This is a genomic window from Mesorhizobium sp. WSM4814, from assembly GCF_055811595.1.
The window spans coordinates 283,944-303,643 of record NZ_JBVVQT010000001.1; the positions used below are offsets into that span (position 1 = coordinate 283,944).

Genomic DNA, 19,700 nt, shown 5'->3' on the forward strand with positions numbered 1-19,700 from the left:
CTAGCACGGCCTGAAGCTAAAGTGGTTTCCGCATAAAGGCCATCAGCGCATTACCCATGGCTGTCGGCACCGCCGCACTCCACGCACGCATTAGATGGAAGAGTAGCGCCTTGCCACCATGATAGTTAGGTTCGGCATCCCATGCGAATACGGCTATCTCATAGTCACGAAAGTGCTTTCGAAACGCCTGTTCAGTGTTCAATCGGTAGTGGGCTGGAAAGACATCCTCATCCTTGCGGTCGGGCTGTGCGAAATGAAGAATCCCTGATTTTATGCTCTCTGGGATAATTCGATTGGCTACGGCCACATAGCCGAACCTGTTCGGCGTCCTGGCGCAAATCCAGCCGCCTGGCACGAGTATGCGGTCCAGTTCAGCAGCCGTTACGGCGGGATCCGGGAGGTGCTCAAAGACATGGTCTGCTACGATGATATCAACAGACGCATTCGCCAAAGGGATGCGATGGCCGTCGAACACAAGGGCACGATCAACCGACGGATTGTCTTTCACGACTGGATCGACATCGACACCCACAACCTCCTTGACCTTGCCCCGAAGTGTTCGTAACGATTTTCGATATGTCAGGTCGCTATCAGAGAACCATCCGCCGCGCCCGGACCCAAAGTCAACGACGACCATATCCTCCGAAAGCAGAGCATTAACCCTTGTATAGAACTGTATGGTCCCGTCGACGCGTGAGAAGCCCCCCGCGATCATCTCTGGATAAGTCCGGTGCAGGAAATTTTGGCTCATCGAAATTCTCCTCACAGTCGCATCGGCCTATCTCGCCGAAGATCATCTAGTCAATTGCCACCCGAAGGAAATCCGAGAGAATTCGCGGCAAGTTCAATCTCCGACACAAACTCGTATGATTGGCCACGCGGTGTCCAGGCACGGGCATACTTTCGCCGTTCTCTAACAGGTCGCTTTGTCAAGGCCAACCAACCGGCGCTCAGAGCCGAGATCGAGGGCTATTTCGACGACGCTCCCGCCGATTGCCTCGACAGCTTCGTCGATCTCGACAAGTGCCATGGCCGCATCAAGCAGCGCACCGTCACCGTCTCCCGCGAGCTGGCTGGCTCCAAGGCCAGCGCCGCTTTCCCGCGAACTGCGCCTGCCAGACGCACCAACCATCGTGCGAGTCAGCTCGCGCACTGGACTGAAGGACAAACCCGCTTCGACACGCAGTACCTTATCGCTCCCCGAGCCGAACGGGCCGCTCATGCCGTGCGCGGCCACTGGAGAACGCTCTGCACTGGACCCTCGACGTCGTCTTCAACGCACGCGTCGCCTTGCGTAGCGATCCTTCGCGCCCCCCTCTGTCCTGCCGGACATCTCCCCCACGAGGGGGGAGATTGGCAGCTTCAGTGTCCCGCCCACTCTTGCACCATCAGAGATTGGCGAAAGCCGGGACGGCGGCCGATCTCCCCCCAAGTGGGCGAGATGTCTTGGCAAAGAGGGCAGGACAGAGGGGGGCGCTGTCCCGTCAGCCTATCCCGCCTCAGCCAACCCAAACCCACCAACAGGATGCGTTTCGACCTGGAACTCAAACCCGGCGATGATCGGTCGCGCCTTGGCAATCGCCGCCTGGACTTCCGGCAATTGCAGCGAAGCCTTGTGGCTTGCCTGGTCGGTCCATACCTCGGTCACCCAGATCGCGTCGGCATCGGCCGGATCGGTGGCGATGATGTAGCTCAGGCAGCCCGGCATGGCGCCGGTGCTGGCCAGCAGGACGTCCATCATTGCGTCGCGCTGGCCGCGCGTCGCCCGCCTCTTGCCGATCAGACCATACATTGCCGGTTTCTCCGTTGCTTGCTGCGACAAGTATGCAGGCCGCCGCTCACGGCATCAACTGGCCACCGTCGTGCCCGGTGATGTAACCGCTCAACAGGGCGGTGGAGAGGAACGGCGCCGGCGCAATCCTGCGGCGTGCCGGCGCGGCCCTGCGGAATGTGGCAACCATGGCCTGCTCCTCGGTCGAATAGCGCTCATGGAAGGCGATGGTGCCCGGCGCCACCGCGTTGACGCGAGCCGACCAGTTCCTTGGCCGCGGGTCACATTGGAGAGAGCCGAGCCATAAAGGCCGGCGCCGCCGCCGGCGCCATTGCGTGCCGCGATCGACGAGGTGTTGACGATGAAGCCGCCCTGGCGCTTCAGCCATGGCATCGCCTGGCGTGATGCGGTCAGCACGGAGCGGGCGTTGAGGTCCGCGTCGCAATGCGCCTCGCTCAGTTCGGCCTAGGGCACGCGGCCGAGGCGGCATTGTTGACCAGGCCATCGAGCCGGCCGAAATGGTGCGCGTCGACGACGCGCTCGACATCGGCAGGAAACGAGAAATCGCCCTGGACCGGGAACACCTCGCCACCGCCGTTGCGGATGGTTTTGGCCAGGTTTTCGCCGACTTGAATTGTAATGCAGCGCGACGCGGCATTTCTGCGCAGCGTAAGCCAGTGCAAGTGCCGCCCCGATGCCGGTCGCGGTGACCAGCACCGCCTTGCCGGCGAGGTCGCCAAAGTGGGGGCGACAAGGGTTGAGGTGACAGGGGCGGAGGTGACACGTGTGGCGGTGTCTGGGGCGGTTGTGGTGGCTGGCATTCCTCCGGGGCTCTCCTGCTCTTCGTAGGGCTCGCCGTGCTCATGTCCGAGTCCGTAGAGGTTCAGGGCCGCAAATAGGCGTAGCCCTGGCGCTGCAATTCGGCGAGCTTGACGACGCCGCCGGTCTCGGCGGCATGGAAGCCGTCGAGCAGATCGGTGAGCGCAACGTCCATGCCCTGCATGGTGTTGGCGCAAGCATGCGGGGCCAGCCCGTCGCGGACCAGGCCGGAAAAACGGCTGGAAATGGCAGCCGACGCGCTCTTCGACTTGAAGGCGGCGAGTGCCGGTCCGTGCACGACCAGCACGATGTCGACCTTGCCGCCGGTGCCGTCATAGTGGTTCCTGATATTGCCAAGCACGAAGCCGACCTTGTCGAGATCGCTGAGGTGATAGGCGACCTTTTGCCTTTCCTCTGCCATGGCCGCCGCCTCGACCTGGCGCAGCCCGAGAAGACCGGCGGCGCCGGCAAGGGCCACGCGGAAAATATCGCGGCGTCGCATCATGTCGTTCTCCAGCATGTCCGCGCAAATTGCGTGGCTTCGGCCTCGATCCTAGCATAAATTGACGTTACGTCGTGGTCGGGCGAAGAGGGGTCGGGCGAGGAGGGGCACATGACATCGAAGACCATTCGGGGGAAGACCATTGTGGGGAAGACCATTGTGGGCGCCGGGCTTGCTGGCGCCTTGCTGGCCGCTGTCGCCGGCACGGCCCTTGCCGACGATACGCCTGAACTCACCGAACTCAGCCCGGACGGCAAGGATGGCTGTTTCGGGCGTATCTACGATGCCGCGCATCTCAAGCTGCACCCGAACCAGAAGGTGGGACGGATTTTCTTCTATTTTGGCGGCGATCCGGTCAGCCCTCCGAACGAGGAGCCGAGCAGTGGTCCGTCCGGCTACAACGGTTTTTTGGCGACGACGGTGCGCGGCGCCAAGAAGCCCGAATGGGTCGGCGGCTGGTGCGGCAAGGATGATCCGCAATCGGGCGAGATCCATTGCGGCATGGAATGCGACCGCACCATGGCCCTGGTGAACGTCGACGAAAAAGGCCGGCTGATCGTCTCCGGCGTGCATCGCAAGCTTTATCTCGATGCCGGCGCCGAGGATGAACTTGGCGAAACGGAGTTTTCCAGGCAGGCACTCGGCACGGAAGACGACGGCTTCCGGCTCGACCGCATGCCGGGTGAGACCTGCAAGGCCGAATTCGCGCGCATCGATCCGGTCGATCCGGGGCTGGGAGCACCGCTGCGCGAGCGGCTGAAACCGGACCAGCCGTTCTGCTACGGGCGCGACTACGATGCCGCGCATCTCGGCTCGCATCCCGATCAGCTTACCCACAGCATCCGGGTTTTCCGGGGCCCGATCGAACTGGCCGCCTTCGCCAAGGACGGCGAGACGGCAAGCTGGCCTGATGGCGCCGACATAGAAGTTTCCGTCACCACGCGCCAGAATGCCGTAGAGGTCACGCAGAGCTACAGTTGTGACGGCGAAGCGGACCAGTGGCGCTGTGTGGCGAGCGGAAAGACGAGCGACTTTTCCTGCGACATCGCGGCCAGGGAGATTTATCTGCGCCGCGGCGCCAACGGCACGATGATGCTGGCCAATCCCAACAGCAGCCTGCCGATCGTCGACCTGTGCTCGAAGGCGGCCGACGGCGAGACCGCATCCGACGACAAGGTCTATCGGCTGGAGCCGATGCCGCAGGCTGCCTGCGCGCGTTGAGATTTCGGGCCAGAAAGGACGGCGTATGAACAAGGCAAAGGTGTTCTGGTCAGGCCGCTCGCAGGTGGTGATCGGCGGAAAACAGCCATCGCTTCGTCATCCTGGGGCGAAGCAAGGAGCGAAGCGACGCGGCGCAGACCCCAGGATCCATGCCGTGACTTCAGAGCGCTGCTGCGCTGCTGAATTCTGCTCCGCTGCCGACTAAGGTTACGGCATGGATCCCAGGGTCTCCGCGACGGAGCTTCGCTCCTGCTTCGCCCAAGGATGACGAAGTTGGGGAGGCTTCGGCCAATCTCCAGCGTTTGCGATAGTCCGCTGAAACGAACGATGGCTGTTGCCTGTCGGCAAGCCTCCAACCCCTCAAATCCCCTGTGCAGCGTTACTGCGTGAACCATCTCACGCGAACGGCACGGCGGTCGTGCCCCTGGGCAGTTTTGCCTCGTCATCGGGCTCGACATGGATGGTGACGCGCACCGAGGGGATTTCCGCCTTCAGCGCATCCTCGATGCGGTCGCAGATGACGTGGCTGGCGCCCACCGACATGTCGGCGTCGACGACCAGGTGGAACTCGATGAAGGTGGCGCGGCCGGCAATCCGCGTCTTCAGATCGTGGACTTCCAGCGCGCCTTTGCAATTGGCCGAGATGATGTCGCGAATGCGCATGTGCTCCTGCGTGTCGACGGCGCGGTCCATCAGTCCGTTCATCGACGAGCCGATGACGTGCCAGCCCTGCCACAGGATGTTCAGCGCGACGATGACGGCAAGAGCGGGATCGAGGACTTGCCAGCCGGTCAGCACGGCGCCGACCACACCCATGAACACGCCGACCGAGGTCGCCACGTCGGTCATGATGTGCCTGCCGTCGGCGACCAGTGCCGGTGATTTTTCGGCACGGCCGGCACGGATCAGCGTCATGGCCCAGAAGGCGTTGATCACCGTCGCGACGCCGTTGATGGCGAGGCCGGTCCAGGGCTGTTCGAGCGGAACGGGATGCCGCAGGGACCACCACACTTCGTTGAGGATCAGCAGGGCTGCCAGCACGATCAGCACGCCTTCCAAAACAGCCGAGAAATATTCGGCCTTGTGATGGCCGAAAGGATGATCCTGGTCGGCCGGCTTGTGGCTGACCTGGATCGCCCAGTAGGCGGCGGCAGAGGCAATGACGTTGACGATCGATTCCAGCGCGTCCGAATACAGCGCCACGGAGCCGGTGACGTACCAGGCCGCCAGCTTCAGGCCGAGCACGACGAAGGCGACGATGATCGACCAGAAGGCGAGGCTGGCGACCTTGCGCTTGGCGGTGTTTTTCGAATCAATAGCGGTCATCGATTGCTTCCGGCCGCCGAAACCGGAGCTAAGCCGCCTTTTCCTTGGCCTTGCGCGGCAGATGCGCAACGATGTTCTCGATGATGCGCATGCCGGCATTGTGGCCGAGCGTCATGATCGATTCCGGGTGGAACTGCACCGCGGCGATCGGCTCCTTGCTGTGCTCGAAGGCCATGATGACGCCTTCTTCCGTCTCGGCGGTGACGACGAAGCCGTCGGGCAGGCGGACCGGATCGGCGAAAATCGAGTGATAGCGGCCGACCGTCACCTCCTTGGGCAGGCCGGAAAAGATGATGCCCGGCTTCGACACGCGGATACGCGACGGTTTGCCATGCATCGGCACGTGCAGCTGCCGCAGCTCTCCGCCATAGGCTTCGGCCAGCGCCTGCAGGCCGAGGCAGACGCCGAAGATCGGCAGGTCGCGCGCGCGGGCCCGCTTGATGGTGGCGGCGCAGTCAAAATCCTTCGGCGTGCCGGGACCGGGCGACAGCACGACGAGATTGGGTTTCAGCCGGTCGAAGACCTCGTCCGGCACAGGCGTGCGCACGGTCGAGACGTTGGCGCCGGTCTGGCGGAAATAATTGGCCAGCGTGTGGACGAAGGAGTCCTCGTGGTCGACCAGCAGGATGTTGACGCCGTCGCCGACGCGCGCGGTGGCGCGTTCGGTGTCGGCGGCATTGCCTGATTTGGCGTCGCGGATGGCGGAGATCATGGCGGATGCCTTCAGTTCGGTTTCGGCTTCTTCTTCCTCGGGAATGCTGTCGAAGAGCAGCGTGGCGCCGGCGCGCACCTCGGCGATGCCGTCCTTGATGCGGATGGTGCGAAGCGTCATGCCGGTGTTCATGTCACCGTTGAAATTGACCATGCCGATCGCCCCGCCATACCAGGCGCGCGGGCTCTTCTCGTTCTGCTCGATGAAGCGCATCGCCCATAATTTCGGCGCGCCGGTGACGGTGACCGCCCAGGCATGCGACAAGAACGCGTCGAAAGCGTCCATGCCTTCGCGCAGCCGCCCCTCGATGTGGTCGACGGTGTGGATCAGCCGTGAATACATCTCGATCTGGCGGCGGCCGATGACGCGTACCGAGCCCGGGTCGCAGACCCTCGACTTGTCGTTGCGGTCGACGTCGGAGCACATGGTCAGCTCGGATTCGTCCTTCTTCGAATTGAGCAGCTTCAGGATCTGCTCGCTGTCGGAAATGGCGTCGCCGCCGCGCTTGATCGTGCCGGAGATCGGGCAGGTCTCGACACGGCGGCCGTTGACGCGCACGAACATCTCGGGCGAGGCGCCGACCAAATATTCGCCTTCGCCGAGATTGATGAAGAAGGAATAGGGCGAGGGGTTGATGGCCTTCAGCTTGCGGGAGATGTCGGAGGGCGGCGTCTCGCAGCGCTCGTAGAACATCTGGCCGGGAACCACCTCGAACAGGTCGCCGCGCTTGAAACTCTGCATCGCCTTGCGCACCAGATTGGCATATTCGCCCGGCTCATGGTCGCCGCGCGGCGGGATGCGGTCGGCGGTCCTGAACGGCTCGACGATTTCGTCGCGCGGCAATCCCTGCGTCGAAAACCCATCGCTGGAATAGTCGTAGCGGTCGGTCCAGGCTTTTGTCGAATAGTGGTCGACGACCAGAATCTCGTCGGGCAGGAACAGCACGAGGTCGCGCTGGCCTTGCTGGCGCTCGAGCTTGTAGTCGACCGGATCGAACTGGAAGGCGAGATCGTAGCCGAAGGCGCCATAGAGACCGAGATTGGCGTCTTCCTCCGTCTTGAACAGAGCGGTGATGGCGCGCAGCACGGTGAAGACGGAGGGAACGCGGCTGCGTTCTTCTTCGGTGAAGACACGGCCTGGCATGGCCACGTCGAGGCGGATCAGTCGCTTCGACGCCTCGGCGATCGTCACCTCGTCAAGGCCGTCGAGCGCCTTGCCGACCACCGGCAGAAGCATCTCGCCACGGCTGTTCAGCGCCTCGATGCGCATGGCGCGGCCACGCGCCGAGATCACCAGCGGCGGGTCGATGATGGCGGTGTCCCAACGCGTATAGCGGCCGGGATATTCGTAATTCGAGGAAAACACGGCGCCGCGGCGCGAATTCAGCCCGTCGACATAGGCGTCGATCGCGCCTTGGTAAGGCCGGTCATGGCGCTCGCGGGTAATCGTCACGCCACCCGCCGTGACGAAGCGCTCCGCCCCGTTCTCCAGAATTTTCGTCGTCATTGCCGTCTCCATCAGCGTCTTGGGCTTTTCAGCGTCTTGGATAGTTCAGCGTCTTGGGGGCAACGGACCCGGGGCATGGCTTTGAAAAACAAATGGCCGCCCGGACATTCCGTTGCGGCCATCTTCCATTTTTCACGCGCACGCGTTCGAACAGGCCGCTGTCAGCGAGCCCACCACCAAACGGTCTTGATCGAGCGCATGTTCATGGCGATTCCAATAGCGGCGATTGAACGGCCGCGCAACTGGATTCAATGAGGGGGCTGGAGAAGGGCGAGGGCATGGAGAAGGGCATGAGCCCTCAATCCTCCAGCGTTCCCGACCGTGCATCGGCGCTTTTCCTGTCGCCGACCAGTTTTAGCAGATCTTCGCCGGCGCGGATGATGCGCCGGGAACGCCGTGTCAGGATGATGCCTGCCTGGGGCGCGAGCACCTCGGTGCGGCCGCCGGCTTCACCCGGCGCATGGACGATGGTGGCGAGCAGTGCGCCTTTTGCCACACGGTCGCCGGGCTTCACGGCATAGAGGACCGCGCCCGCCCGCGGCGCCGGCATCATGTCGATGTTTTCGAGCGGCGCAACGAAACCGGTGAAGCTGCCGGACGTGGACAGGGCCTGGTCCAGGACCACGCCGCGCCCCACCAGCAGCCGATAGAGCCCTTCGGCATCGGTGCCGGCCAGAGCGCCGTCGACATCGAGTATGCCGCGATACTCGACCGTGGTGGCGACGCGCCGGTCGAACCGCGCCACCTCGGCAGGGAGGTTCAGATACGGCGTGATTGAGGCGCCTTCGAAGGTGCCGTCAGTATCTTCATCCCACAGGATCACCGCATCGACGCCCATGGCCGCCGCACAATCCGCCCTCGCCGGCCACAGGCTGGTGTGGACATAGAGGTAGGCAAGGCCCTCGTCGTCGCAGTGCAGGTCAAGCACGATGTCGTGGCCGATCGACAGCTGCAGCAGCCGGCTCTTCAGCCGCTGATCGGCAGTGCCAAGCGTGGTGTCGGGCAACAATTTTACGTCAGGCGCGGCCAGCAGCGGAAAGCCGCGGTTGAAGTTGGTGCGCGTGCCCAGGTGAAAACGGCCCTGGTGCTCGCCGAAATGATACTGGGCGCGGCCGATCGGATTGGCTTGCGGCACGACGGTGATATTGCCCTTGATGCGGCCTTCGGCTTCGGCCTTTTCAAGCATCGGCATCAGCGCGTCGATGGCGACGACGCCCGGCAGTTCGCCGGCATGGAGTGCGGCCTGCAGATAGGCCGAGGATGCCGCCTTGTCCGTTCCTTCGAAACGAAACACTGGGAATTCGTAGGAAACGCCCTCGCTGTCGCCGGCAATGCGCTCGATCGATTTCTGCATGATACGACTCCTGGAAAGAAGCCGAACACATGCCCTTTCGCCGCTACGCTGTCGATTGGTCCAGCTTTCGGCGCTATGGGCGCAAGGCTCTCCTCGGCCGGGCGCGGACATACTGGTCCAACGCCTGCCCGGCCTACGCCAGCGGCTTCAACTCCTGGGCGATCGTCGGCAGAAGTTCCGAGACATTCGGGTGGATGTGCATGGCGCGCGCCAGCGTGCTGATCGGCGCCTTGGCGTACATCAGACCGAGCACGCAGTGTATCGCCTCGTCGCCGCCGGGGCCGAGCACCGAACAGCCGAGGATTTCGTTGGTGTCGGCATCGGCCAGGATCTTCATGAAACCTTGCGTCTCGCCTTTCTCGACGGCACGGCCGACGCGGGTCATCGGCCGCTGGCCGACCAGCGCGCGGCGGCCGGACTTTCTGACCGCTGCCTCGGTCATGCCGCAGCGGCCGAGCGGCGGGTCGGTATAGAGCGCATAGGCCTCGATGCGGTCGCTCACCCTGCGCGGGTCGTTGTCGAGCAGATTGGCGGCGACGATCTCGTAGTCATTGTAGGAGGTGTGGGTGAAGGCGCCCTTGCCGTTGCAGTCGCCCATCGCCCAGATGCCGGGCACGCCGGTGCGAAGCTGGTCGTCGACGACAATGAAGCCGCGTTTGTCGACCTCGACGCCGGCCTTGTCGAGGCCGAGATCGTCGGTGTTGGGGGTCCGGCCTACTGCCAGCAGCACATGCGAGCCGACAGCCGGCGCCTTGCCGGCGGTGAAAGTCACGACGATGTCGCTGCCCTGCCTGGCGAAGCCGATGTCGCCGGCGCCGAGATGAACCGTGATGTCTTCGTTTTCGAGGATGGACAGGATGGCGGCCGAGACATCCTCGTCCTCGCGGCCGATCAGCCGCGGGCTCTTTTCGATCACCGTGACCTGTGAACCGAAACGGCGGAACATTTGCGCGAATTCGAGCGAGACGTAGCTGCCGCCGACGACGACGAGATGGCGCGGCAGCACGTCGAGATCCATCATCGACGAGTTGGTCAGGAACGGAATGTCGTCGACGCCCGGCAGATCAGGCACCGAGGCGCGGCCGCCGGTGTTGATGAATATTTTCCCGGCGCTCAGCAGGTCGTCGCCGACGCGCACGGTATCGGCCGTCTCGAAGCGGGCATGGCCGCGAAAAAGCGTGCATCTGTCCATGCCGGCAATCCAGCTCTCGAGGTTGCCGCGGGCGTTGTCCGACACCTTGTCCTTGCGGGCCTTGATCGCCTTGTAGTCGACGCCGACCGGACCGGAGAGCGTCACGCCGTAGTCGGCGGCGCGGCGGGCGAGATGCGCGGCATAGGCGCTGGCGACCATGGCCTTGGTCGGCATGCAGCCGGTGTTGACGCAGGTGCCGCCGACCAGCTTTCGCTCGATCAGCGCCACGCTCATGCCAGCCGCCGTCAGCCGGCCGGCGAGCGGCGGGCCGGCCTGGCCGGCGCCGATGATGATGGCGTCGAATGGCTTTGCCGTCATGCCACCGCCGCCACGATCAGCAGACCGCCGACGATCGCCACCGCGTCTTCGATGAAGGCGGCGGGCTGGTCCTTGCCGAAAGCCAGCGCCAGGCGTTTGCGCAGCTCGGCGCCGCCCAGCGTGCCGATCACCGCGCCGATGGCGCCGGCGATCAGGCCGCCGACGGTGGCGCCGCCGGTCGCGCCGATCACCGCGCCGGTGAAGGCGCCGACAGCCATGCGCGCGCCAAACTGCTGCGGCACCTTGCGGCTCGGCGTGGACGGCAACTGGTCGGTGACCAGTTCGGCAATGGCCAGGATGGTGAAGATGCCGACGGTGATCCAGTGGCCCATGAAGCTGGCCCAGGTTCCGGCGACCGGCAGCCAGCCAAGCCAGGCGCCCCAGGCGACGGCGGCAGGCGCGGTCATGGCGCGAAGACCGGCAACGACGCCGATCAGAAGTGCAAGGATGTACAGCATGATTGACCCCTCGATCACACGGCCTGGGACAGCCCAGCCGGGGCAGGCTAGCATAGGTTCGGCATTTGACCAGAGGCCTGCGATCTCTGACGTTATACGATTTTCATGGACACCCTATTGAAACAGCAGGGTAGCGAAGCAGCGAGATAAGCACGGTCATTTAGCAGGAGGCGGATGCAATCGCGTATCGAGCGCAAAGGCTTCCTGGGTCCTCATGCCATAGGCGCCCTTCGCGACGTTCGCCTCGAAGATCAGATTCCAGCTATTCAGGGATACTGCGCTCGGAATCACCACGAACCGGTGCCGTTTGAGAAGATCGTCGCCGAATGCCTGCTGCCCGGAACTCGGAATGCCCGGACGCAGCCAGTTAGGGTTCGGAACGGCGGCAGGGTCGACGATATGCACATCCGTGACATCGCTGACTATCGCCGCCGTCATCACATGCGCAATCGTGTCGAGCGCCCTAAAACCTTTGTGGACTGCGACCTCGAGAATCGCCGTCGAAGGATCGATTGAGCAGTAGACTGCGCGCACGCCCCTGCTGTTCCATCGTCCGCCGACCCTGTATGCGCCCTCGCCACTGTCCCATGTGGGCGCAAACGCAGCCTGATCGAGACGCCAGCCAACGAGGTCGGAGCCGCCAAGTGCCGCCGGCAGCGGCGTCATGCATAAACGCCGTATTCAAGCCGCTCGAGATAGTCTTGCACAAGCTCGACACCGGCCGGGGTTGCCAGAAGATCGATGGGACGGCACTGGTCGAGCCCGATCGCCGGGCGCTCCAGCCATTGCTCGGCTTCCGCCTGTGAACCGAACACGTCGGTCGCTTTCGACAGGATCTCGGCGAATTTCCAGGTTCGTCCGCTCTGGTCCTGGCTGAGCGGCTTGGAGGGGGCGTCCTTACGACGCTGGTAGGTGCGCAAGCTCATGCCGACGGCCTTCTCGAGCGAATCAGTCTTCTGGATGAAGACGAGTTGCCCAAGCAGATGGTCCAGCGCCGAACCTGGCAGGCCGTGAACAAGCAACTCATGGGCGTCCAATGCGCTCCGGAGATGCCGCGACAGGATGCGGGCGCCACCGAGCAATCTGGCCACCTTCTGCAGTTCATTGTTTCTTGGCGCTGCAGGTGTTTTTTTCGATGCCGTCGCCACGGGCTCGCCTCCTAACGTCATCTGTCGCTTCAATATATGACAGGTGACGCGACGCTTTCAAGGGCGAGCAGGATCGAGAGCAGAGATAATGCTTCAGGCTTGCGCTGCCCCTCATTGCCCTGCCGGGCATTTCTCCCCGTATAGTGACGGGGAGAAAGATGCCGTCATCGGCGATTTCGCCAATCACCAGCGTTGCAGAAAGGGTACCGAGGTTGCGGCCAGCCTCCCGTCACTAAACGGGGAGAAGATGCCGGCAGGCAGATGAGGGGCAGCGCCGACATCGACGGTGATTTCCAACATGAGTTGGAGCTATCTTGCGACGCGCTCCTGAGCGTTCTTCGAGAATTCGCGGCGGTACTGCGCGGGCGTGGTTCTGAGCCGCGCCGCAAAATGCTGGCGCAGCGAGGTTGCGCTGCCGAAGCCGGCCTCGAAGGCAATCATGTCCATTGATTTTTCCGTTGCTTCCAGCAGCCGCTGCGCCAGCGCGACGCGCTGATCGGTCAGCCAGTCGCCGAAGCTGGTGCCGATTGTTTTCTGGAAGCGGCGCGTGAAGGTCCGGCGGGTGAGGCCGGCGGTAGCGGCGACACTGTCCAGGCTGTGCGTCGCGTGCAACGTCTTGCGCACGGTGTCGAGAGCCTGTGCGAAGCGGTCGGCATTGCCGGTCCTGGCGATGGGGCGTTCTATGAACTGCGCCTGCCCGCCCTGACGATGAGGAGAAAGCACGATCTGCCGGGCAAGCCGGAGTGCCGCCTCCGCGCCATAGCGAGCCCGTATGATGTGGAGACAGCAGTCGAGCCCGGCGGCGACACCGGCCGAGGTCACGACATCGCCGTTGTCGATATAGAGCACCTCCGGCTCGACGAGAATGTCGGGATAGAGGGCCTGCAGCTGGTCGGAAAAAGCCCAGTGCGTCGCGGCTCGCCGCCCCGAAAGCAGACCGGTCGCCGCAACGGCGAACGTTCCCAAGCACAATCCGACAATCAGCGCGCCGCGCCGGTGCGCGCGACGCAGCGCCTCGATCAGTGCCGCCGGCGGTGGACTTCGAGGTTCTTCCAGCTGGGCAAGATGACGATGTCGGCGTCATCAAGCGCGGAAAGCCCGTGCGGGACGCTGATGGTCAGCCCCGCATCGGTGCGGATCGGCCCGTCCTCAATCGCGCAGACCCGGAACTCAAAGCGCGGCAGGCCGAGCGTCGTGCGATCCTCTGCGAATACAAGGCACGGGACAGAGAGGTGGAACGGGCTGATGCCATCGAAGGCGATGGCGGCAACGATCGGATCGGCCATGATGAGCACCATGAGAGTTTCCGGAATGTCCCAATTATTTCGAACTATGTCAATCGGGACACTTTTGCGGACCGATGCCGAGTCTATCCTCGATCCACCAATGTCAAACGGGCCATCAATGTCAAACGGGAAAGGAAAACTCCATGTCGGACTCAGCCAAAGGCAAAGCGCCGCGCCGTGCCCTCATCGTCGTCGACATCCAGAACGACTATGACGGCGGCAACCTTGCCATCCAGTATCCGCCGTTCCGCGACAGCGTCGCCAATGTGGCGCGCGCCATGGACGCGGCCGCCGAGGCAGGCGTCAAGGTGGTGGTCGTCAAGCAGTTGGCGCCGGAAACATCACCGGTCTTCGCCAAGGGCAGTAACGGCGCAGAATTGCATCCCGAGATCGCGAGGCGAAACCGCGACCACACCATCGAAAAGACCTTGCCAAGCGCCTTCACCGGCACCGACCTCGAGGAATGGCTGCGCGCCAACGCTATCGATACGATTACGGTCATCGGCTACATGACGCATAATTGCGATCTGTCGACGGTCATCCACGCCGTCCATATGGGCTTTGCGGTCGAGTTCCTGTCGGATGCGACGGGGTCGCTGCCCTATGCCAACAGCGCCGGCTACGCCTCGGCCGAGGACATCCATCGCGTGGTGACGGTTGTCCTGCAGTCGCGCTTCGCCGCCGTTCTCAAGACCGCCGAATGGATCGACTGCCTGAAGACCGGCGTGCGGCCCGAGCGCGATACGCCCTACGCCTCCAACCAGCGCGGGCTGGCACGCAACGCCGCTTAGAAGTTTGGCGCGGCCAAGCAAAAGAGGGCGCCGCATCGCTGCGGCGCCCCTATCATTCCGGCCTTCGAAATTCTCAGAACAGGCCTTCGATCTGGCCCATCTCGTTCAGGAATATCTTCTCCGAGGACGGCGCCTTGGGCAGGCCGGGCATGGTCATGACCTCGCCGCAGATGACGACGATGAAGCCGGCGCCGGCAGACAGCCTGACCTCGCGCACCGGCACAGTGTGGCCGGTCGGCGCGCCGCGCAGGTTCGGATCGGTCGAGAACGAATACTGCGTCTTGGCCATGCAAACCGGCAAATTGCCGTATCCGGCGTGCTCCCAGGCGTGGAGCTGGTCGCGCACCGACTTGTCGGCGATCGCTTCGGATCCGCGATAGATGCGCTGGACGATGGTGTTGATCTTCTCGAACAGCGGCATGGCGTCGGGATAGAGCGGCGCAAACTGCGAGGAGCCGGATTCGGCGAGTGTCACCACCTTGTTGGCGAGTTCCTCGATGCCGGCCGAGCCGTGGGCCCAGTGCTTGCACAGGATCGCCTCTTCGCCCATCGAGGCGACGTAGTCCTTCATCGCCCTGATTTCAGCGTCGGTGTCGGAATAGAAATGGTTGATGGCGACCACCGCAGGCACGCCGAACTGCCTGACATTCTCGATGTGACGGCCGAGATTGGCGCAGCCCTTCTTGACCGCCTCGACGTTCTCCTTGCCGAGATCTTCCTTCTTGACGCCGCCATTCATCTTCATGGCGCGCACAGTGGCGACGATAACCGTGGCCGCCGGCTTCAGGCCGGCCTTGCGGCACTTGATGTCGAAGAATTTTTCGGCGCCGAGATCGGCGCCGAAACCGGCTTCGGTGACGACGTAGTCGGCAAGTTTTAGCGCCGTCGTGGTGGCAACGACCGAGTTGCAGCCATGCGCGATGTTGGCGAAGGGACCGCCATGGACGAAGGCCGGGTTGTTCTCCAGCGTCTGCACGAGGTTGGGCTGCATGGCGTCCTTGAGCAGCACGGCCATGGCGCCGTCGGCCTTGAGGTCGCGGGCATAGACGGCCGACTTGTCGCGGCGATAGGCGACGATGATGTCGCCGAGGCGCTTTTCCAAATCCTTCAGGTCGGTGGCGAGGCACAGGATCGCCATGACCTCCGAGGCGACGGTGATGTCAAAGCCGCCCTCGCGCGGAAAACCGTTGGCGACGCCGCCGAGCGAGCAAATGATCTCGCGCAGTGCGCGGTCGTTCATGTCCATGACGCGGCGCCAGACGACGCGGCGGATGTCGATGCCGAGTTCGTTGCCCCAGTAGATGTGGTTGTCGATCAGCGCCGAAAGCAAATTATGCGCCGTGGTGATGGCATGGAAATCGCCGGTGAAGTGGAGGTTCATGTCCTCCATCGGTACGACCTGCGCATAGCCGCCGCCGGCAGCGCCGCCCTTGACGCCGAAATTCGGCCCGAGCGAGGCCTCGCGGATGCAGACGATGGCCTTCTTGCCGATGCGGTTGAGACCGTCGCCGAGGCCCACCGTCGTCGTCGTCTTGCCTTCGCCGGCCGGCGTCGGGTTGATGGCGGTGACGAGGATCAGCTTGCCGTCCTTGTTTGCCTTCACCGACTTGATGAACTCGGCCGAGATCTTCGCCTTGTCGTGGCCGTAAGGCAAAAGATGCTCGCTTGGAATGCCGATCTTCTGGCCGATCGCCTGGATCTGCTTCTTGTCGGCGGCGCGCGCGATCTCGATGTCGGACTTCACTTCGGCCATGGCGGCTTTCCTCTGGATTGGACGGTGGAGGGGACGGGTTTGATCAGTGTGGTCGCAAGCCTGTTCGAAACAGCCCGGTACTGCAGGCGAGGGCACTTTCTAGCCCTGTCGCTGCCGTGGCGTCAACTTGCATGCAACTATGTTTCCTCTAGAGAAAGACGGCTCCTGGTCGACCTGACCCGGATCTTCGCGGGTTGTCGCGCCGTATAGAAGCCAGAGCACGCGCCGTCCTGCCGTCTCAAAACAGCCGCGGAATGCACGGAATGCGACAGGGTTCGAGCGCCGGTCGGCGCTTCGAGCGGTCTCGCTAGAATGCGCCGATCTGGTGCATCAGCCCCAAGCCGTCAAGCTGGCCGAAATGTTCGACCACGATGCCGTTCTCGACGCGATCAATGTTAATCACACCAACCGAGACGCAATTTCCGCTCGGTGCGACGCCGTGGAAGGTGCCGGTATGCGTGCCCTGAAAGCGACCGCGCGTGACCACCCTGTCGGCATCGCCGACATAGTCGTCGATGACGTGATGGCCGTCCGGGAATCCAACAAAGAATTCGGTCAGGGATTTTCGCCAGTCATCGAAGCCGATCGGATTGGCGCTGGCGAGATGAAGGGCGAGATCCGGAGAGACCAGACCGGCCAGTCTATCCCAGTCCCGCGCATCGATCGTGGCATAGAAATTTCGAGCAATTTCCCGGATATCCATCGCGTGTCCTCGCTGGCTGCCGCCCACGGTTGAACGACGGCGAGACGATCAGGTTCCGCTCCTCGCAATGCGCAGCCGAACAGCCGCGCCAGAACGTCGCCGATCTCGGGCAGCGGTGATTCAAGCCAGGGCGTCTTTCACTATTCGGCCCCTTCACCGATCCAGAACGGACCTGACCTCGACGAGATTCGATCGCACCCTAAGCACATAGAATCCCATCGTGGTGAGGTGGGTGGGCATGATCCAGCCATCCTCGCGGCCGTTGGAGATTATCAGAGGCTGGATGGCGAGCGCTGCCTTGAGCTGGCCTTCCACGCTGTTCCACAGCGGCGTGAGGCCGCGATTGTCGAGGATCTGCTGAAAATCGTGATGCGCCGCCGTCAGGATGCCGTAATAGCCGTAGAGCTGGCCGTAGGCGAACCAGAAGCGGTCGTCAGCGCGCGTGTCGAACCAGCCGCTGTTGAAGTTCTGCGAACGGTCGCGGATCAGGTCCGACGTCGAGCCTATGTCACTCGCGATCCGGTCGACGAACTGCAACAGATTGTCGGCGCGCGCGTTGAAGACAACCTCGCATTTCATGAGCCGGTCGTTGAAGGCGCGAAGGCTGTTCGCCGCCGTGCGATAAAAACTCGGCGTCGGGGTTTTCGGACCAAACGGCCTGAGGCCGAAATACCAGGTTTCCTCGTCGAAGGTGATCGCGCCGCGCGCATCCTGCAGGTTCTGGTCGATCTGGCTGGTGCCGCGGACGCGGCCCAGCGTGTCGACAAGCTCGACCGTGGTGCGCCGGATGGCCTGATTGACGCCGCGCTGGAAGGAGGCCTTGTTGTCGAGAAACGGCGTGCGGTCCCAGTCCATGCCGAAGAGCCCGAGCTTGTAGAGTATCATCGACGAGATCCAGGCATTCTCGTTGACGTTGAAATCGATGAGATCGGCCGTAACCTGGACAATGGCCGAGTGGGTGCAGGTCTTGACCTCTCCCTCGACGCCAGCGGTTTCCCCGGTGGCAGAAGGAGCGGGCTGTGCCGGCGTGGTTCCGGCCGGCTGCGTGAACCTATATGCTTCCGCATAGGCGGGATTGAAATTGCTCCAGACCTGCGTGTTCCAGATGAAATAGCCGTAGAGGCCGATCAGCATGAGCAGAGCGAGGCCGAGCACCGCCTTCAGGATCCAGCCGCGCTGCGTATACCAGCGCCCGGCCCACATGAACGGCCACAGGATCACGCCGACGGCGAAGCCGATGCCGCGGCCGATCCACTGGAATATCCGTGTGAAAAAATTCACGATCGGATCAAGCATGGCGATGTCACCCCTCGTCAGTCAGCCAAGTATTCGATAAGGTTAGGCATTCAATCGGTAAGGCCGTAGAGGCGCGTGCGAAACGCCACCTTGTCTTTCAGATATGTGGTTTTCAGAACGTCCACAACATGCGATCGCCAAGCGTCGCTGAAGCCGTCATAGTCCCTGTAAAAACCCGGTTTGTTGAAGACGTAGCGCGAGACGAAGTCCTGCGGCACGAAATCCGAAATCAACTGGTTGGTCAGCCAGGCGTCGGGATGTCCGGGCTTGGCCCGGATCGTCAGGAAACGCTGCTGCGGGAACACGTCCTCGATCTTGAGATAGCCGAGGTGAGCGATCTCGCGCTTGGCGGCGTTGAGAAAGGGAAAATTTCCGTCCCTGGTGATCAGGTCGGCATGGCTGTGGATCCAGGTCTGCAGCCAGACCTTGTCGACGTCGGTCAGGTTGCGGTCGGGCTCGGCGTCGCGGATCAGCGCCCGCACCACCATTTCGGCGCGGTGCTCGAGATAGCCTGATGTTTCGATCCACGAGGCCCGCGGCAGTTCGATGCGGCCGGTCGCGGCAAGGAACCTGAACACCCTGTCGGCATCATTGATCGAGAGGTAGCTCACCTGCCACGGCCGCGAGCGGCGGAAGCCGGGTGCTGCCGGGTCGCTGATCACCGTCGTCATGTCGGGGTCGATGAACACATAGAGCCCGCCGAAATGGCTGGTCCAATAGGCGCTGTGGCGAAAGATCACCTGATCCGGCACCAGCGCGTTCTCGCGGATGTCGCCGCAGATCTTGGCAAGCTCCACCATGCGGGTGAGCATGGCGCTGTCGCGCCAGGCGTCCGGCTCCTGCTTCAACCGGTCGACGAGCTTGCCGAGTTCGGCGGCTTTGCCGAGCACGTCCTCCGCCGACAGCACCTTGAACTCGACTTGGTTGATCGACAGCAGGTCCTCGATGTCGTCAACCTTGGGGACCGAATCCTCGATCTCGCCGTAGATGACATCCTTGATGGTCAGCGCGTCGATGGCGCGCTGGTTCGTCGACATGAACTCGAACATCAGCTGCGAGGTGTTGGAAAAGGCGGTGTGGACCACCGGCAGGTCGACCTGCGACGGCGTCAGGATGATGAAGCGGCGGTTGATCTCGTTGGGATCGAGATAGCTGTAGTCGCCGCATTCCTCGGCCACCTGCGGCGAGAAGCCGGTGCGGTCGATCTCGAAGCTCTTCAGCTTCGTCGGCTTCAGGCCGAAGGCGACCAAAGCCTTGTTGTAGCGCTGGATCAGATGCGGCTCGTCGATGGTCAGCAGCCGGCCATAGATCAGCTCGTTCTCGCGCAAAAGGTCGGACTTCCTGGCGGGGCTCATTCTCCCTTCTCCCCGTTCACGGGGAGAAGGTGTCCGAAGGGCGGATGAGGGGCGCGGATGTCCCTTCTCCCCTTGTGGGAGAAGGTGGCCGAGCGAAGCTCGGTCGGATGAGGGGTGTTCCAGCTTGACGAATGCCCCTCTTCGGTCGCCTTCGGCGACACCGCCCGGGGGCGAGCCACCGGTCTCGCC

The 19,700-nt window shown here is 63.1% G+C and carries 17 protein-coding genes and 3 pseudogenes; 4 read left to right on the top strand and 16 right to left on the bottom strand.

Going from position 1 to position 19,700, the window contains the following annotated elements; all coding sequences use genetic code 11:
• Positions 1-16: 16 nt before the first annotated feature.
• On the bottom strand, positions 17-751 hold the full coding sequence (locus AC0L2V_RS01240; RefSeq protein WP_473519225.1) for a methyltransferase domain-containing protein: 735 nt from the start codon (positions 749-751) through the stop codon (positions 17-19).
• Positions 752-928: 177 nt separating this feature from the next.
• Between AC0L2V_RS01240 and AC0L2V_RS01245 the strand changes: the two are divergent.
• Positions 929-1,275 (top strand): annotated as a pseudogene (locus tag AC0L2V_RS01245) (ISAs1 family transposase); the annotation flags it as partial.
• Between the two features lie 214 nt (positions 1,276-1,489).
• Here the strand turns inward: AC0L2V_RS01245 and AC0L2V_RS01250 are convergent.
• The 3 genes and pseudogenes from AC0L2V_RS01250 to AC0L2V_RS01260 all read right to left on the bottom strand — a co-directional run bounded on the left by AC0L2V_RS01250 (position 1,490) and on the right by AC0L2V_RS01260 (position 3,092).
• Positions 1,490-1,792, bottom strand: coding sequence for a putative quinol monooxygenase (locus tag AC0L2V_RS01250; protein ID WP_473519226.1), 303 nt, complete (start codon positions 1,790-1,792; stop codon positions 1,490-1,492).
• A 46-nt stretch (positions 1,793-1,838) separates the two neighbouring features.
• Positions 1,839-2,488, bottom strand: a pseudogene (locus AC0L2V_RS01255) (SDR family NAD(P)-dependent oxidoreductase).
• Between the two features lie 166 nt (positions 2,489-2,654).
• Positions 2,655-3,092 (bottom strand): DsrE family protein, encoded by a 438-nt coding sequence (locus tag AC0L2V_RS01260; RefSeq protein ID WP_473519393.1) that lies wholly within the window; start codon positions 3,090-3,092, stop codon positions 2,655-2,657.
• Between the two features lie 111 nt (positions 3,093-3,203).
• Here AC0L2V_RS01260 and AC0L2V_RS01265 point away from each other — a divergent pair, with 111 nt between their 5' ends.
• Entirely contained in the window at positions 3,204-4,313 is a 1,110-nt protein-coding gene (locus AC0L2V_RS01265) for a hypothetical protein (RefSeq protein WP_473519227.1), read from the top strand.
• A 396-nt stretch (positions 4,314-4,709) separates the two neighbouring features.
• Here the strand turns inward: AC0L2V_RS01265 and AC0L2V_RS01270 are convergent, their stop codons facing one another.
• On the bottom strand, positions 4,710-5,639 hold the full coding sequence (locus AC0L2V_RS01270; RefSeq protein ID WP_473508289.1) for a cation diffusion facilitator family transporter: 930 nt from the start codon (positions 5,637-5,639) through the stop codon (positions 4,710-4,712).
• A gap of 28 nt (positions 5,640-5,667) precedes the next feature.
• Positions 5,668-7,857, bottom strand: a complete 2,190-nt coding sequence (locus AC0L2V_RS01275) for an anthranilate synthase (RefSeq protein WP_473508290.1) — start codon at positions 7,855-7,857, stop codon at positions 5,668-5,670.
• A 75-nt stretch (positions 7,858-7,932) separates the two neighbouring features.
• Between AC0L2V_RS01275 and AC0L2V_RS01280 the strand changes: the two genes are divergently transcribed.
• On the top strand, positions 7,933-8,112 hold the full coding sequence (locus AC0L2V_RS01280) for a hypothetical protein (RefSeq protein WP_473508291.1): 180 nt from the start codon (positions 7,933-7,935) through the stop codon (positions 8,110-8,112).
• A gap of 43 nt (positions 8,113-8,155) precedes the next feature.
• On the opposite strand, the gene AC0L2V_RS01285 is transcribed toward AC0L2V_RS01280, so the two are convergent.
• The 6 genes and pseudogenes from AC0L2V_RS01285 to AC0L2V_RS01310 all read right to left on the bottom strand — a co-directional run bounded on the left by AC0L2V_RS01285 (position 8,156) and on the right by AC0L2V_RS01310 (position 13,613).
• Entirely contained in the window at positions 8,156-9,211 is a 1,056-nt protein-coding gene (locus AC0L2V_RS01285; protein ID WP_473508292.1) for a peptidase M14, read from the bottom strand.
• Between the two features lie 133 nt (positions 9,212-9,344).
• Positions 9,345-10,721 carry an FAD-containing oxidoreductase gene (locus tag AC0L2V_RS01290; protein ID WP_473508293.1) on the bottom strand — a complete coding sequence of 459 codons (1,377 nt, stop codon included), beginning with the start codon at positions 10,719-10,721 and terminating at the stop codon, positions 9,345-9,347.
• On the bottom strand, positions 10,718-11,179 hold the full coding sequence (locus AC0L2V_RS01295; RefSeq protein WP_473519229.1) for a DUF4126 domain-containing protein: 462 nt from the start codon (positions 11,177-11,179) through the stop codon (positions 10,718-10,720). The genes AC0L2V_RS01290 and AC0L2V_RS01295 overlap by 4 nt, the downstream gene beginning before the upstream one ends.
• A 156-nt stretch (positions 11,180-11,335) precedes the next feature.
• A complete protein-coding gene (locus tag AC0L2V_RS01300) occupies positions 11,336-11,845 on the bottom strand; it encodes an RES family NAD+ phosphorylase (RefSeq protein ID WP_473508294.1) in 510 nt (169 codons plus the stop codon).
• Positions 11,842-12,327: a type II RES/Xre toxin-antitoxin system antitoxin gene (gene parS, locus AC0L2V_RS01305; protein ID WP_473494936.1), complete on the bottom strand. Its 486-nt coding sequence runs from the start codon at positions 12,325-12,327 to the stop codon at positions 11,842-11,844. The genes AC0L2V_RS01300 and parS overlap by 4 nt, the downstream gene beginning before the upstream one ends.
• Before the next feature lie 309 nt (positions 12,328-12,636).
• Positions 12,637-13,613, bottom strand: a pseudogene (locus AC0L2V_RS01310) (helix-turn-helix domain-containing protein).
• 143 nt (positions 13,614-13,756) lie between these two features.
• On the opposite strand from AC0L2V_RS01310, the gene AC0L2V_RS01315 reads away from it, so the two are divergent.
• Positions 13,757-14,404 (top strand): cysteine hydrolase family protein, encoded by a 648-nt coding sequence (locus AC0L2V_RS01315; protein ID WP_473508295.1) that lies wholly within the window; start codon positions 13,757-13,759, stop codon positions 14,402-14,404.
• A gap of 73 nt (positions 14,405-14,477) precedes the next feature.
• Here AC0L2V_RS01315 and AC0L2V_RS01320 read toward each other — a convergent pair whose 3' ends face one another.
• From AC0L2V_RS01320 to AC0L2V_RS01335, 4 genes are all read right to left on the bottom strand, one after another.
• Positions 14,478-16,157 (bottom strand): formate--tetrahydrofolate ligase, encoded by a 1,680-nt coding sequence (locus tag AC0L2V_RS01320; protein WP_023799967.1) that lies wholly within the window; start codon positions 16,155-16,157, stop codon positions 14,478-14,480.
• A 307-nt stretch (positions 16,158-16,464) separates the two neighbouring features.
• The gene (locus AC0L2V_RS01325; protein WP_473519230.1) at positions 16,465-16,887 is read right to left on the bottom strand and encodes an ester cyclase; all 423 of its coding nucleotides are present in this window, start codon (positions 16,885-16,887) and stop codon (positions 16,465-16,467) included.
• A gap of 126 nt (positions 16,888-17,013) precedes the next feature.
• On the bottom strand, positions 17,014-18,156 hold the full coding sequence (locus tag AC0L2V_RS01330; protein ID WP_091598492.1) for a DUF2333 family protein: 1,143 nt from the start codon (positions 18,154-18,156) through the stop codon (positions 17,014-17,016).
• Between the two features lie 50 nt (positions 18,157-18,206).
• Positions 18,207-19,511 carry a DUF6638 family protein gene (locus AC0L2V_RS01335; protein WP_473508297.1) on the bottom strand — a complete coding sequence of 435 codons (1,305 nt, stop codon included), beginning with the start codon at positions 19,509-19,511 and terminating at the stop codon, positions 18,207-18,209.
• Between the last annotated feature and the right edge of the window lie 189 nt (positions 19,512-19,700).